This is a genomic window from Streptomyces mesophilus (genome assembly GCF_040300965.1).
Classification (GTDB): Bacteria; Actinomycetota; Actinomycetes; order Streptomycetales; family Streptomycetaceae; genus Streptomyces; species Streptomyces mesophilus_A.
The window spans coordinates 53665-66942 of record NZ_JBEPEW010000009.1; the positions used below are offsets into that span (position 1 = coordinate 53665).

Genomic DNA, 13278 nt, shown 5'->3' on the forward strand with positions numbered 1-13278 from the left:
GGCTGACGAACCCCTGGGGTCGCCCCACGATGTCCTGCACGTCATGTCGCCGTAACCGACGATTCAGACGGCCTTGCGACGCTCAGGGGATGCAGGCCCCCGCCGAGAGCCCGACCACCTCCCCCACAGCCCGTATCGCGGCGGCTGGAATCGCTCCGACACGGAACAATGAGTACATGAACACGCCCCAGGTGCCCGTGCACGCCCAGCCCTCCGTCGGTTCCATAGCCGCGCACCGGCCGCACACCGTGGCCGCCGCGGTCTCCGACCTCGAACCGGACATCGACGCGGATCTCGATGCGTACGAGGAGGACGGCGAGGGCGCCGAGCTGCCGCAGGGGCGTTTCCTGGACCGTGAGCGCAGCTGGCTGGCGTTCAACGAGCGGGTGCTCGAACTCGCCGAGGACCCCGCCACCCCGCTTCTGGAGCGCGCCAACTTCCTGGCGATCTTCGCGAGCAACCTGGACGAGTTCTTCATGGTCCGGGTGGCCGGCCTCAAGCGCCGTATCGCCACCGGAGTCGCCACCCGCTCCGCCTCCGGCCTGCAGCCCCGCGAGGTCCTCGACCTGATCTGGAACCGCACGCGCGAGCTGATGGCCCGGCACGCCGCCTGCTTCCAGGAGGACGTCGGTCCCGCGCTCGCCGAGGAGGGCATCGGGGTCGTCCGCTGGAACGACCTCACCGAGAAGGAGCAGGCCCGGCTCTTCACGCTGTTCCGGCAGCGGATCTTCCCGGTCCTGACGCCGCTGGCCGTGGACCCGGCGCACCCCTTCCCGTACATCTCGGGTCTCTCGCTGAACCTCGCGGTCGTCGTCCGCAACCCGGTCAGCGGCCACAACCACTTCGCGCGGGTCAAGGTGCCGCCGCTGCTCAACCGTTTCCTGGAGGCCTCGCCCGGCCGCTACGTCCCCATCGAGGACGTCATCTCGGCGCCCGCGCACCTCAAGGAGCTGTTCCCGGGCATGGAGGTGCGCGCGCACCACATGTTCCGTGTGACCCGCAACGAGGACCTCGAGGTCGAGGAGGACGACGCCGAGAACCTGCTCCAGGCCCTGGAGAAGGAGCTCATGCGGCGCCGCTTCGGACCGCCGGTGCGCCTCGAGGTCGAGGAGTCCATCGACCGCTACGTACTGGATCTGCTGATCCGCGAGCTGAAGATCTCCGAGGCGGAGGTCTATCCGCTGCCGGGACCCCTGGACCTGACCGGTCTCTTCAACGTCTCCTCCCTCGACCGTCCCGAGCTCAAGTACCAGAAGTTCGTGGCCGGTACGCACCGCGACCTCGCCGAGGTGGAGTCCGCGTCCGCGCCCGACATCTTCGCGGCGCTGCGCGAGCGCGATGTGCTGCTCCACCACCCGTACGACTCGTTCTCGACCTCCGTACAGGCCTTCCTGGAACAGGCCGCGAACGACGACGACGTACTCGCCATCAAGCAGACCCTGTACCGGACTTCGGGCGACTCACCGATAGTGGACGCCCTGATCGAGGCCGCCGAAGCCGGCAAGCAGGTGCTCGTCCTCGTCGAGATCAAGGCGCGCTTCGACGAGCAGGCCAACATCAAGTGGGCCCGCAAGCTGGAGGAGGCGGGCTGCCATGTCGTCTACGGGCTCGTGGGGTTGAAGACCCACTGCAAGCTGTCGCTCGTCGTACGGCAGGAGGGCGACACCCTGCGCCGCTACTCGCACGTCGGCACGGGCAACTACCACCCCAAGACGGCGCGTCTGTACGAGGACTTGGGCCTGCTGACCGCCGACTCGCAGGTCGGCGCGGATCTGTCCGACCTGTTCAACCGGCTGTCGGGCTACTCGCGCCGCGAGACCTACCGCCGCCTGCTGGTCGCCCCCAAGTCCCTGCGGGACGGCCTGATTTCGCGGATCAACGACGAGGTCAAGCACCACCGGGCCGGACGGCCCGCGCATGTCCGTATCAAGGTGAACTCGATCGTCGACGAAGCCCTCATCGACTCGCTCTACCGCGCCTCGCAGGCCGGCGTGCCGGTGGACATCTGGGTGCGCGGGATCTGCGCGATCCGGCCCGGCGTCGAAGGCCTCTCCGAGAACATCCGCGTCCGCTCGATCCTCGGCCGCTTCCTGGAGCACTCACGGGTGTTCGCCTTCGGCAACGGCGGCGAGCCCGAGGTCTGGATCGGCAGCGCCGACATGATGCACCGCAACCTCGACCGCCGTATCGAGGCACTCGTCCGGGTCGTCGACCCGGCCCACCGGGCAGCACTCAACCGGCTCCTGGAGACCGGGATGTCCGACACCACCTCGTCCTGGCACCTGGGCCCCGACGGCGACTGGACCCGGCACGCCCTGGACTCCGAAGGACAGCCCCTGCGCAACGTGCAGGAGATGCTCATCGACGCGCGGAGGCGCCGGCGTGGCTCAGCGAAACCCTGACCGAAGCGGGTCCCTGGGCGGGGGCTCCCGGTCGATGCCCGTGGACAGCAGGCCGACCACGGTGGACGGCAGGCCACCGGCCGTGCACGGCAGGCCGCCCGCCGCGGACGGCGGGACCGAGGACCTCGCCCGCTATCTGCGCGGGCAGGCCACCGAATTCCTGCGGGCCCTGCGCCAGCACCGCGAGAGCGGTGTCGAGGACGCCTCGGCCCCGGCGATGGCGCTGCGCCGCACAGCCCGCCGGATCAGCGGCACCCTGCACACCTTCCGGCCGCTCCTCGACGCGGCCTGGTCCGACGAGCTGCGTACCGAACTCGCCTGGCTGTCGGGCACCTTGGCCCGTGAGCACGCCTGCACCGAGCGGCTCGACCGCCTGCTGACCGCACTCCAGCGGCTCGCGGGCTCCACCGCGCCCGTCCCGGCCCAGGCCTCCGCATCGCCCACCGGCCAGCTCACGGTGGGCGCGGCCAAGGCGGGCGCGCTGCTCGACCGGCAGCTCACGCTCGCCCGCACCCGCGCCCACTCCACGGCGCTCCAGGCGCTCGGCTCGTCCCGCTTCCACGCGGTGGCGGACGGGGTCGCGGTCCTGGCCAGCGACGTCCCGCTGCGCAAGGACGCGGCGGCGCACCGGCTCGCCCCGTTCGCGGCCGATGTCGAGGCCCGCCTCGCCGACGCCGTACAGACCCTTCCTCTCGTACGGGCAGGGCATCCCTACAACGCCGAGGCGCTGGTGCACGGCCTGTCCGCCGAGAACGCACCCGAGACCCAGGACGCCCCCTGGCACCAGGCCCGGCTGCTCCTGCGGCTGCACCGCTACGCCCAAGAGGCCCTGGGCGTACGGGACTTCGACCCTCGCCTGCTCACCGCCAGCCGCGCGCTCGACCGGCACCGCGACGCGGCCGAAGCGGCGGCGGCCGCATCCTCGGCGGCCCGCACCCCCCGTATCGCCCCTGCCACGGCCTACGCACTCGGCGTCCTGCACGCCGACCAGCGCCATGAGGTCGAGGCGGCACGTTTCGCCTTCAAGGGGGCTTGGCAGAGGGCGGTGACCAGCTCGGACGCACAGATGGTGGGGGACTTCGGAGCTGGTCACACGGGAGTCGGTTCCTCGTGACGGGAGGTCCGAGCGTCATGCGTGAAGCACCTGAAGTACGGGCGGCAGGCTGTGTCCTGTGGCGCTTCGCTCCTGACGGCGACAACCTTCAACTCGCCTTGGTGTACCGGCCGAAATGGGCTGACTGGTCCTTTCCCAAGGGAAAGCTCAAGCGCGGCGAAACCTGGCAGGAGGCTGCAGTACGCGAAGTGCGGGAAGAAACGGGGATGCTGTGCGAGCTGGGCCCCGCCCTGCCCAGCGCCTACTACCTCGACGCACGTAAACGCACCAAAGAAGTGCGCTACTGGGCAGCGCGGGCGACCACAGGCACTTTCACACCCAACTCGGAGGTGAGCCACATGGCTTGGCTTTCGCCTACCGCGGCATCCGACCGACTGACCCATGAGCGGGATCGATCACTGGTCCCTGCTTTCCTCGCCGCTCTCGGGCAGGCCGGCCGGGTCGGAGGCACCGGCCGGCGCTCATGACCGGCTCCCCGTCCGGCGCCAAACGGCTCACCTCGCTCGTGTGTCCTGCCTCCACGTCACTTTCAGCAAGCCCGGGTTGAACGGCGCCTTGTCGCTGACCCCTGCGGGAATCGGCATGACGACGACCGAACTGAGCACCTGCCCGACCACGTCACGCTTCTCGTCGAACTCCAGGCCCTCCCACTTGCCCCGGGTCCAGCCCAAGAGCAGGTTCCTCCTTCGCTGGGCGGCAAGGTGCTCCGCCTCTTCCTCCACAAGCATCGCGATCCTGCGCCTCAGGAGCGCGACAAGGTCGCCCACATCGGCTCGGTCCACCTCTCCGCGCAGAAGCGATGTGTCGATGCCACGGAGCTGCGCGCGCAACGTGCACAGCCTCTGCTCGCCACGCCATGAGCTCAGCTGAACCTCGGTCCCCGAGAAGTGCACGTCGAGCCAGTCGAGTACGAGCCCTTCAAGGTACGTGTCCACCGCTGCGACCTGACGACCGATGCCCTTGCAGTTGGCATCGCCGCAGCGGTAGTAGTCCCCGTACTTCTCGTTCCGACCAGAAGCCTTGTTTCCGCTCAGCTTCGCGTGACAGACCTCATCGAAGTCGTTGATCCGTCCACATCGCAGTACGCCGGAGAACAGGTACGACCTGGTTCGCGGGCCCGCCGGCGGACGTGACCGGACGTCACCGGCCATCCCACGCAGCAGCCGGTTCGCGCGCACACCGGCCATGACGGCCTTCCAGGTTTCATAGCCGACGCCGTCACCGGCCTCCGTGGCGTGATCCCACTCCCCGATGACCGGCGCCCCGGTTGCCGCATCCACGACCAGTTCCCCGGCAAGCACACGCCCGCCCCACCACGCGGGGTTGGTGACCATGGCCTTGACCGCTTGCTCGGTGAAGCGATTGCCCCTGGCAGTCCTGGCTCCGGCCTTGTTGATGTCCGCGGTGATGCTGCGCCACGACCTCCCGGCGGACCGCGCCTTGATCATTGCGATGAGGTGCGGCCATTCGTCGTCGCGCTTGCGCTGGTTGCCCACCCGAGGGGGATCCTGCGAGGCCCCCAGCCATCCGAAGCGGCGAGGGCTTCCGTAGGCCCCGCCCTCCTCCGCCCTGTCTGCCGCACTGCGCTTGGTGCGTGCACGCATTTTTCCGACCTCGGCGTCGCCCGCCGGAAGAGTCGTCGTGGCTCCCGCCAACTCCGCTCGAATCTCGGCCAGGTCCACTCGCGTTCCGTCCTCGATGAACACGCCCCCTCCCATGGCCAGCGCGTCCAGAAGCAACAGACCGTCACCTGAAAGCCGGAACACGCGTTCGCGCTCAACAGCGATGCAGCCCTTCAGCGGGATGTCCGTCTCGGCTACTCGTCCATGAATGATGTCCCTGACCATCTGACGAAAGGCCGGCCGTACGACGTCCGGGCGGGCCGCGCTGACGTGGTTGTCCTCGTAGTGCACGACCACGGCACAGCTGTGCAGAGCGGCGTTGCGCGTGTTGTTCCTGTGCTGACGCGCGATGCCCACCGCGTCGCCCCTGAGCCTGTCCGCAGAGATCCGGGCTATCGAAGCGATGGGCATGCGGCCGTCCAGCCAGACGTCCAAAGCCCCGCCGGCATCCAAATGACCTTGCAGTTCAGGCGCCACGTACGAACGGGAGTAGGTCCTCCCGCGTCTGGCCGGATCTCGCGTGTCGATCATGCGGGCAAGCTATTTCCCCGCAGTCGAGAGGGGCGAGGATATGCCTCGCAATCCAACGAATGAACGAATCACCAGAAGTACGTTCGAGCAGGGGATCGCGGCCACCCACCTGTGACCCACTACACCCGGTGTGCCGATTCCGCCGTAATCCGGCCGTGACCTAACCACACCGACCGCCTAGGTTCACCTGCCGTTCACTCTCGACCATCGGCCGCTTCACCTGTCCTGCCTAATTTCGGCTGTACGCGGTGCGTGTCGCTGGCAGAAAACCGCCGGCACCCCGCCGAGATGGCTTGGACATCTCGAAGACCTGGGCCCTCCAGCGGGCCGCACAGACCTCATACGTCACGTACGACATCGCACGCCGCTGCCACAGACGGCGGCTCCTGGAAGGAACTCCCGAAAGTGAAGCTTCAGCGCATGAACCGGCGGGCCCTCACCCTCGGTGCTCTCGCCGTCTCCGGCGCCCTGGCCCTCACGGCGTGCGGCTCCGACGACACCAGCGGCGGCGCCGGCGGCAACGAGAGCGCGCCCGCCGCCAACTCGAACATCAAGTGCGACGACGCCAAGGGCCAGCTCCTGGCCAACGGCTCCTCCGCGCAGGCCAACGCGATCCAGACCTGGATCAAGGAGTACACGGCCTCCTGCAAGGGCGTGCAGATCAACTACAAGCCCGAGGGTTCGGGCGCGGGTGTCACCGCGTTCCTGCAGGGCCAGACCGCGTTCGCCGGTTCCGACTCCGCGCTCAAGCCGGAGGAGCTCACCGAGTCCGCGAAGGTCTGCAAGGACAGCCAGGCCATCGACCTGCCCATGGTCGGCGGCCCGATCGCGGTCGGTTACAACGTCCCGGGTGTCGACAACCTGGTCCTGGACGCCAAGACCCTGGCCGACATCTTCAACAACAAGATCACCAACTGGGACGACGCGGCGATCAAGAAGCTCAACCCCGACGCGAAGCTCCCGGACACCAAGATCCAGGCGTTCCACCGCTCGGACGAGTCCGGCACCACGGACAACCTGACCAAGTACCTGAAGGCCGCCGCGCCCGACGCCTGGCCGTACGAGCCGGGCAAGGCCTGGGAGCCCAAGGGCGGCCAGTCCGCTCAGGGTTCCTCCGGTGTCGCCCAGCAGGTGAAGCAGACCTCCGGCTCGATCTCGTACATGGAGCTGAGCTACGCCAAGGACGGCATCAACACCGTCGCGATCGACACCGGCGCCTCCGCCCCGGTCGAGGCCACCGTCGACAACGCCACCAAGGCGATCGCCGACGCCAAGGTCGTCGGCAAGGGCAAGGACCTCGCCCTCGAGCTCAACTACGCCACCAAGGCCGACGGCGCCTACCCGATCACCCTGGTGACGTACGAGATCGTCTGCGAGAAGGGCAACAAGGCCGAGACCCTGGCCGCCACCAAGTCCTTCCTCGGCTACGCCGCCAGCGAGGACGGCCAGGCCAAGCTGAAGGAGCAGGGCTACGCCCCGATCCCGGCCGAGATCAACGCCAAGGTTCGCGAGACCATCGCCGCCCTGAGCTAGGCCCCTGCCCGGGGTTTCCCGTCTGCCGAACGACGCCTGGCACGCACGCTCGCACGCACCAGACGCCGTTCGGCCGCCCTCCGGGCGACAACGGGAAACCCCGGACAGGACCCTGGAACCGAGTGCGGCCGGGCGGTCGCAGACCGCGACCGCCCGCCGCACCGTCCGGTGCACCGCCGCCAGGAGCAACAGCACACGCTGACGCTCCAGGAGCAGTCCGCGACAAGCAGGGCTCGCTCCGCAGACCGGAGAACCCCATGGACATATCACCTTCCACCACCGCACCTCCCCCACCGCCGCAGGACCTGAAGGCCTCGTCGCCCGTCTCGCACAAGGCCGCTTCGCGCGGTGCCACCCGCCCCGGTGACCGTATCTTCCTCGGTCTCTCCCGCGGCTCCGGCATCCTGCTCCTGCTGATCATGGCCGCCATCGCGGCCTTCCTGACCTACCGCGCCTCGATCGTCCTCTCCGAGAACGAGGGCAACTTCCTCACGACGTTCGAGTGGGACGCCAACTCCATCCCGCCGGTCTTCGGTATCGCGGTCCTCGCCTTCGGCACCGTGATCTCGTCGATCATCGCGATGCTCATCGCGGTCCCGATCGCCGTCGGCATCGCGCTCTTCATCACGCACTACGCGCCGCGCAAGCTGAGCGGTCCGATCGCCTACGTGATCGACCTGCTCGCCGCGGTGCCCTCCATCGTGTACGGCCTGTGGGGCGCCCTCTTCCTGGTGCCGCACCTGACCGGGTTCTACAGCTGGCTGAACGACTACTTCGGCTGGACCGGGATCCTCGAGTGGCAGGGCGGCGCCCCCCGCTCGCTGCTCACCGTGGGCATCCTGCTCGCGATCATGATCCTGCCGATCATCACCAACGTGAGCCGTGAGGTCTTCAGGCAGGCCCCCCAGATGCACCAGGAAGCGGCGCTCGCGCTCGGCGCGACCCGCTGGGAGGTCATCCGGATGTCGGTGCTGCCGTTCGGCCGCTCGGGCATCATCTCCGCCTCGATGCTGGGCCTCGGCCGCGCGCTCGGCGAGACGATGGCCGTCGCCACGGTGCTCTCCCCGAGCTTCCTGATCAACACCAGCATCCTGGACCCGGGCGGCGGCACCTTCGCCCAGAACATCGCCAGCAAGTTCTCCGAGGCGACCGAGCAGGGCCGTGACGCGCTGATCGCGTCCGGTCTGGTGCTCTTCGTCATCACGCTGGTGGTCAACGGTGCGGCCCGCGCGATCATCGCCCGCCGCAAGGAGTACTCGGGGGCCAACGCATGAGCCACGCAGTAGACACCAAGCAGCCCGCCGGCACCCTGCAGGGCGCGCGCCTGCCCAGCTGGTCCCCGTATGTCATCGCGGCCGGTTCCATCGCCGTGGGCTGCGGCATCGGTATCGGGGGCGGCCTCGACAGCCGTATCCAGTGGGGCCTGATCGCCTCCGTCCTGTTCCTCCTGGTGACCTACCTCCTGGCCGCCAAGGTCGAGGGCGGCCGCCAGGCCAAGGACCGGATGGCCACCAGCGTGGTCTGGGTCGCGTTCCTGCTCGCCGTGATCCCGCTGGTCTCCCTCATCTGGGAGACGGTGGCCCGCGGCATCAAGGTCCTGGACAGCTACTTCCTGACCACCTCGATGGGCGTCCTCGCGGACACCGACGTCGGCGGCGGTATCTACCACGCCCTGATCGGCACCCTGGAGCAGGTCGGTCTCGCGACCCTCATGGCCGTCCCGGTCGGTCTGCTGACCGCGATCTACCTGGTCGAGTACGGGCGCGGCAAGCTCGCCAAGGCCGTCACGTTCTTCGTCGACGTCATGACGGGCATCCCGTCGATCGTCGCCGGTCTGTTCATCCTCAGCTTCTGGATCCTGATCCTGGACATGGGCTACTCCGGCTTCGCCGGCGCCATGGCCCTCGCGATCCTGATGATGCCGGTGGTCGTCCGCTCCACCGAGGAGATGCTCAAGCTCGTCCCGAACGAGCTGCGCGAGGCCTCCCTCGCCCTGGGTGTCCCGAAGTGGCGCACGATCCTGAAGGTGGTGCTCCCGACCTCGATCGGCGGCATCACGACCGGTGTGATGCTCTCGGTGGCCCGTATCGCCGGTGAGACGGCCCCCGTGCTGCTCCTGGTGTGGGGCAACCCGCTGATCAACACGAACCCGTTCGAAGGCCCGCAGGCCTCGCTGCCGCTGTACATCTACCAGCAGTACGCGAACAGCGCCGGCTCCCCCGCGGCGTACGACCGGGCGTGGGCGGCGGCCCTCACCCTCATCATCCTGATCATGGTTCTCAACCTGGTGGCCCGCGGTATCGCCCGCTGGAAGGCCCCCAAGACGGGCCGCTGACGCGGCCATGACCCGGCTCCGGCCGAGTCCGATCAGCGACCCTCTCGCAAGACTTTCCGAAAGAAGCAGTGATTGAAATGGCCAAGCGAATCGACGTCGGCGGACTGACCGCCTACTACGGATCCCACAAGGCGATCGAAGACATCTCGATGACGGTCGAGCCCCGCTCGGTGACGGCCTTCATCGGCCCCTCCGGCTGCGGCAAGTCGACCTTCCTGCGGACCCTGAACCGTATGCACGAGGTCACCCCCGGCGGCCGCGTGGAGGGCAAGGTCATGCTGGACGGCGAGGACCTGTACGCCTCCGCCGTGGACCCGGTGAACGTGCGCCGCACGATCGGCATGGTCTTCCAGCGCCCGAACCCGTTCCCGACCATGTCGATCTTCGACAACGTCGCGGCGGGACTGCGCCTCAACGGCAACTACAAGAAGGCCGAACTGGCCGAGGTCGTCGAGAAGTCCCTGCGCGGCGCCAACCTCTGGAACGAGGTCAAGGACCGCCTGAACAAGCCCGGCTCCGGGCTCTCGGGTGGTCAGCAGCAGCGTCTGTGCATCGCCCGCGCCATCGCGGTCGAGCCCCAGGTGCTCCTCATGGACGAGCCCTGCTCGGCCCTCGACCCGATCTCGACCCTCGCGATCGAGGACCTGATCGGCGAGCTCAAGGAGCGCTTCACGATCGTCATCGTGACGCACAACATGCAGCAGGCGGCCCGTGTCTCGGACCGCACCGCGTTCTTCAACCTCTCGGCGGTCGGCCAGCCCGGCCGGCTCATCGAGATAGACGACACGGAGCGCATCTTCTCCAACCCGTCCGTGCAGGCCACCGAGGACTACATCTCGGGCCGCTTCGGCTAGGCCGCCCCCGGATCTGCCGCGCGGTGCTGCATGGCGGTGCCACCGCACGGCCCGGGCCCGCTCTCCCCTTGTGGGAGAGCGGGCCCTTTTCCTTGGGCGCGAGTTGTTCCGAGCGCTACTTGGGGCGGTCCGAGAGCTTGAGCCAGACGACACCGCCGATGATCACGGTGAGCCAGAGGGCCTTGGCCGCGGTGAGCGTCTCGTCGAAGAAGACCGGGCCGAGCAGGGCCGCTCCGACGGCGCCTATGCCGGCCCAGACGGCGTATCCGATGCCCACGTCGATGGTGCGCAGGGACTGGCTCAGGGCGAAGAGCGTCAGCAGGAAGAAGACGACCGCGACCGCCGACCAGGACAGCACGGTGAAGCCCTCACTGGCTCCCACGGCCAGGGCGTAGACGACCTCGAAGGCTCCGGCGAGGAGCAGGACCAGCCAGGCGCGGGCTCGGTTGCTGCGGACGGTGACGTGCTGGGGAGCGGCGACGGTGGCGGTGGTGGTGGACATGGGAGTTCCTTCCTCAGGTACGAGCGCTGCGGGTTTACGGGGCGGGGCGGGGTTTCCGAAGAGGTCGGGCAGCTCAGGCGGCGCCGCTGAGCTGGAGGCCGACGACTCCGACGATGACGGCGGCGATGCCCACGGACTTGCGCCAGTTCAGCCGCTGGCCGAAGAAGAGGGCGCTGAGCACGACGATTCCGGCGCCGGCGACGGCGGTCCAGATCGCATAGCCGACGCCGACGTCGAAGGTGAGCAGCGCCAGGCTGAGCAGATAGGTGGCGATACCACCGCTGACCAGCGTGGCGGCGGTCCACAGAGGGCGGGTGAAGCCCTGGGCCTTGCCCGCGGAGAGGGCGACGGCGATCTCGAAGACGACGGCGATGGCGAGGTAGAGCCAGTGCATGACGGTGTCCTTACGTGGTGGGTGGTGGGTGGTGGACGGGTTACGAGCGGATGGTGCGCCGGGCCGTGTCCGCGCTCACGCGGCGGCGGCTTCGTACAGGCCCTGCCGGATCTCGCCTTCGGTGGGTACGCCTTCGAAGCGCCGGGCGCCGATGACGATCGTCGGCACGACGGCGATCCTCATCCGCGCGGACTCGGCCAGCGCCTGCCGGTGCCGTTCGGCGTACGCCGGCTCGTCGAGCGCCGCGGCATAGGCGGCCGGATCGAGCCCGGCCTCCTCGGCGAGGCCGGCCAGGACCCCGCGGTCCCCGATGTCGAGGTCCTCGCGGAAGAACGCCGCCGTCACGCGCCGGTGATGGGCCTCGGCCCGGCCCTGCTCGGCGGCGTACTGCGCGCCCCGGAAAGCCAGTTCGGTGTACGGCTGCGGCGAGACGGCCGGCAACCGCAGCGGCACCTGGTGGTGACGTGCCATCGGGTGGACGACCCGATCCCAGATCTCGGGCAGATACGGGTCCTCCGGCCGCCGGGTGAGCGCCGGGCGGGGACGCAACTCGTGCGCGTGGTGGACGACTTCGACATCGGACCGGCCGGCGATCGCGCGCTCGATGATCTCGTCGGCGATCAGGCAGAACGGGCAGACGTAGTCCGACCACACATGAATCTGAGCCGTCCTCTGAGCCGTGCTCTGTGCCGTCACGGCGACCTCCGGTTTCCCGAAGCACCCCCGGTGGGTGCGACACGTAGATCGTGTAACTTCACGCCGGTGTCAACTTCAAGGAACAGAAGGCGAAGTGCAGGTCAGGAGGGCTCATGCGGATAGGTGAACTGGCGGAGGCCAGCGGCGTCAGCACCCGTTCCCTGCGCTACTACGAGCAGCACGGACTCATCCGCTCCGAGCGGACCCCCGGCGGCTGGCGCGACTTCGACGACTCGATGGTCGAGCGGGTCGTCATGATCCAGCACCTGTTCGCCGCGGGCCTGGGCAGCTCCACCATCGACGAGGTGCTCCCCTGCATGGAGGCCCCGCTCGACGAACGCAACGGCGTCATGGAGCAGCTCTTCGCGGAACAGGCCGAACGCCTGGAGGCCAAACGCCGCGACATCGACCGCGAACTCGACACCCTCCAGGCCCTGCGCATCGACACGGCCCTGCCCGGCGACGCCCCCGGGCTGCGGGGCGGATAACGAGAAGGCCCGCCGCTGCCCGCACCGACGTACTACCGTGTACTACATGGAAGCCACGGCTCGCGAGCTCAACCAGCAGTCCTCGGCGATCCTCGACCGGGTCGAGCGCGGCGAAGAGATCACGGTGACCCGAAACGGGCGTCCCGTCGCCCGTATCGTCCCCATAGACCACACCGACGTGCCGCCCTTTCCCACAACTCCGATCGGCTACATCGACCTCCCCGAGATCGACCTCGGCGAACCGATGACCAATGAGGAGATGCACGGACTCCTGCGGGGAATGGGCGAGTGACGATCCGCGTCGTCATCGCCGATACCAACGCCCTGATCCGCCTCCTCAACCCGCGCGAGCCCGGCCACGCCGAGCACAAGGACGCGTTTGCGCAGATGGCGCACCTCGTCGTCTCGCCGCTCGTCCTGGCCGAGCTGGACTTCATCGCCACGACTCGCTCCGGCTCGAAGGCGGCACTCAAGCTCGGCCGGTTCATCGCGAACCAAGCCGCCATCAACCGCTTCACCATCCCCGACGTCGCTCCCCACCTGTCCACCGCCCTCGCTGTGGCCGAGGGCTACACGCACGCGCGGGGCGGGCAGGGGATCGGACTGACGGATGCCATGAACGTGGCCCTGGCCAAGGCGTACGGCACCGACTCCGTCTTCACCACGGACAAGGAGTACCGGATCGTCCAGCCCCTCACCGGCCACACCGCGTTCCGCCTGCTGCCGGCAGACCTGTAGACCTTTCCCGTCGCGGAACAGCAAACGGGCCGGTCCTTCGCAGCGGAAGGACCGGCCCGTAGCCGTACA

Annotated in this window: 14 protein-coding genes; 10 read left to right on the forward strand and 4 right to left on the reverse strand. The window is 68.6% G+C overall.

Annotated elements, in window-relative coordinates; all coding sequences use genetic code 11:
* Window positions 1–176 precede the first annotated feature (176 nt).
* Genes ABT367_RS05675 through ABT367_RS05685 form a run of 3 tightly spaced genes read left to right on the forward strand, consistent with a single transcriptional unit; the run spans window position 177 to window position 3983 of the window.
* Window positions 177–2402 (forward strand): RNA degradosome polyphosphate kinase, encoded by a 2226-nt coding sequence (locus ABT367_RS05675; protein ID WP_352249921.1) that lies wholly within the window; start codon window positions 177–179, stop codon window positions 2400–2402.
* A 34-nt stretch (window positions 2403–2436) separates the two neighbouring features.
* Window positions 2437–3516: a CHAD domain-containing protein gene (locus ABT367_RS05680; RefSeq protein WP_434975407.1), complete on the forward strand. Its 1080-nt coding sequence runs from the start codon at window positions 2437–2439 to the stop codon at window positions 3514–3516.
* A 17-nt stretch (window positions 3517–3533) separates the two neighbouring features.
* Window positions 3534–3983, forward strand: a complete 450-nt coding sequence (locus ABT367_RS05685) for an NUDIX hydrolase (RefSeq protein ID WP_352249923.1) — start codon at window positions 3534–3536, stop codon at window positions 3981–3983.
* A 27-nt stretch (window positions 3984–4010) separates the two neighbouring features.
* Here ABT367_RS05685 and ABT367_RS05690 read toward each other — a convergent pair whose 3' ends face one another.
* Window positions 4011–5669 carry a recombinase family protein gene (locus ABT367_RS05690; protein WP_352249925.1) on the reverse strand — a complete coding sequence of 553 codons (1659 nt, stop codon included), beginning with the start codon at window positions 5667–5669 and terminating at the stop codon, window positions 4011–4013.
* 405 nt (window positions 5670–6074) lie between these two features.
* Here ABT367_RS05690 and pstS point away from each other — a divergent pair, with 405 nt between their 5' ends.
* From pstS to pstB, 4 genes are all read left to right on the forward strand, one after another.
* Window positions 6075–7202, forward strand: coding sequence for a phosphate ABC transporter substrate-binding protein PstS (gene pstS / locus ABT367_RS05695; RefSeq protein WP_352249927.1), 1128 nt, complete (start codon window positions 6075–6077; stop codon window positions 7200–7202).
* Between the two features lie 257 nt (window positions 7203–7459).
* Complete coding sequence (gene pstC, locus ABT367_RS05700; protein WP_352249929.1) at window positions 7460–8476, forward strand: phosphate ABC transporter permease subunit PstC; 1017 nt, start codon at window positions 7460–7462, stop codon at window positions 8474–8476.
* Complete coding sequence (gene pstA, locus ABT367_RS05705; protein ID WP_352249931.1) at window positions 8473–9537, forward strand: phosphate ABC transporter permease PstA; 1065 nt, start codon at window positions 8473–8475, stop codon at window positions 9535–9537. The genes pstC and pstA overlap by 4 nt, the downstream gene beginning before the upstream one ends.
* A 77-nt stretch (window positions 9538–9614) precedes the next feature.
* Window positions 9615–10391, forward strand: a complete 777-nt coding sequence (gene pstB, locus ABT367_RS05710; protein WP_199551621.1) for a phosphate ABC transporter ATP-binding protein PstB — start codon at window positions 9615–9617, stop codon at window positions 10389–10391.
* A 115-nt stretch (window positions 10392–10506) separates the two neighbouring features.
* Here the strand turns inward: pstB and ABT367_RS05715 are convergent, their stop codons facing one another.
* From ABT367_RS05715 to ABT367_RS05725, 3 genes are all read right to left on the reverse strand, one after another.
* Window positions 10507–10893: a DMT family transporter gene (locus ABT367_RS05715; protein ID WP_352249933.1), complete on the reverse strand. Its 387-nt coding sequence runs from the start codon at window positions 10891–10893 to the stop codon at window positions 10507–10509.
* A 73-nt stretch (window positions 10894–10966) separates the two neighbouring features.
* The gene (locus ABT367_RS05720) at window positions 10967–11287 is read right to left on the reverse strand and encodes a DMT family transporter (protein WP_352249935.1); all 321 of its coding nucleotides are present in this window, start codon (window positions 11285–11287) and stop codon (window positions 10967–10969) included.
* Window positions 11288–11362: 75 nt separating this feature from the next.
* Window positions 11363–11983 carry a DsbA family oxidoreductase gene (locus tag ABT367_RS05725; RefSeq protein WP_352249937.1) on the reverse strand — a complete coding sequence of 207 codons (621 nt, stop codon included), beginning with the start codon at window positions 11981–11983 and terminating at the stop codon, window positions 11363–11365.
* A 113-nt stretch (window positions 11984–12096) separates the two neighbouring features.
* Between ABT367_RS05725 and ABT367_RS05730 the strand changes: the two genes are divergently transcribed.
* Genes ABT367_RS05730 through ABT367_RS05740 form a run of 3 tightly spaced genes read left to right on the forward strand, consistent with a single transcriptional unit; the run spans window position 12097 to window position 13209 of the window.
* Window positions 12097–12471: a MerR family transcriptional regulator gene (locus ABT367_RS05730; RefSeq protein WP_352249939.1), complete on the forward strand. Its 375-nt coding sequence runs from the start codon at window positions 12097–12099 to the stop codon at window positions 12469–12471.
* A 46-nt stretch (window positions 12472–12517) separates the two neighbouring features.
* Window positions 12518–12763, forward strand: coding sequence for a type II toxin-antitoxin system Phd/YefM family antitoxin (locus tag ABT367_RS05735; protein ID WP_352249941.1), 246 nt, complete (start codon window positions 12518–12520; stop codon window positions 12761–12763).
* The gene (locus ABT367_RS05740; RefSeq protein ID WP_352249943.1) at window positions 12760–13209 is read left to right on the forward strand and encodes a PIN domain-containing protein; all 450 of its coding nucleotides are present in this window, start codon (window positions 12760–12762) and stop codon (window positions 13207–13209) included. The genes ABT367_RS05735 and ABT367_RS05740 overlap by 4 nt, the downstream gene beginning before the upstream one ends.
* Window positions 13210–13278: the final 69 nt, after the last annotated feature.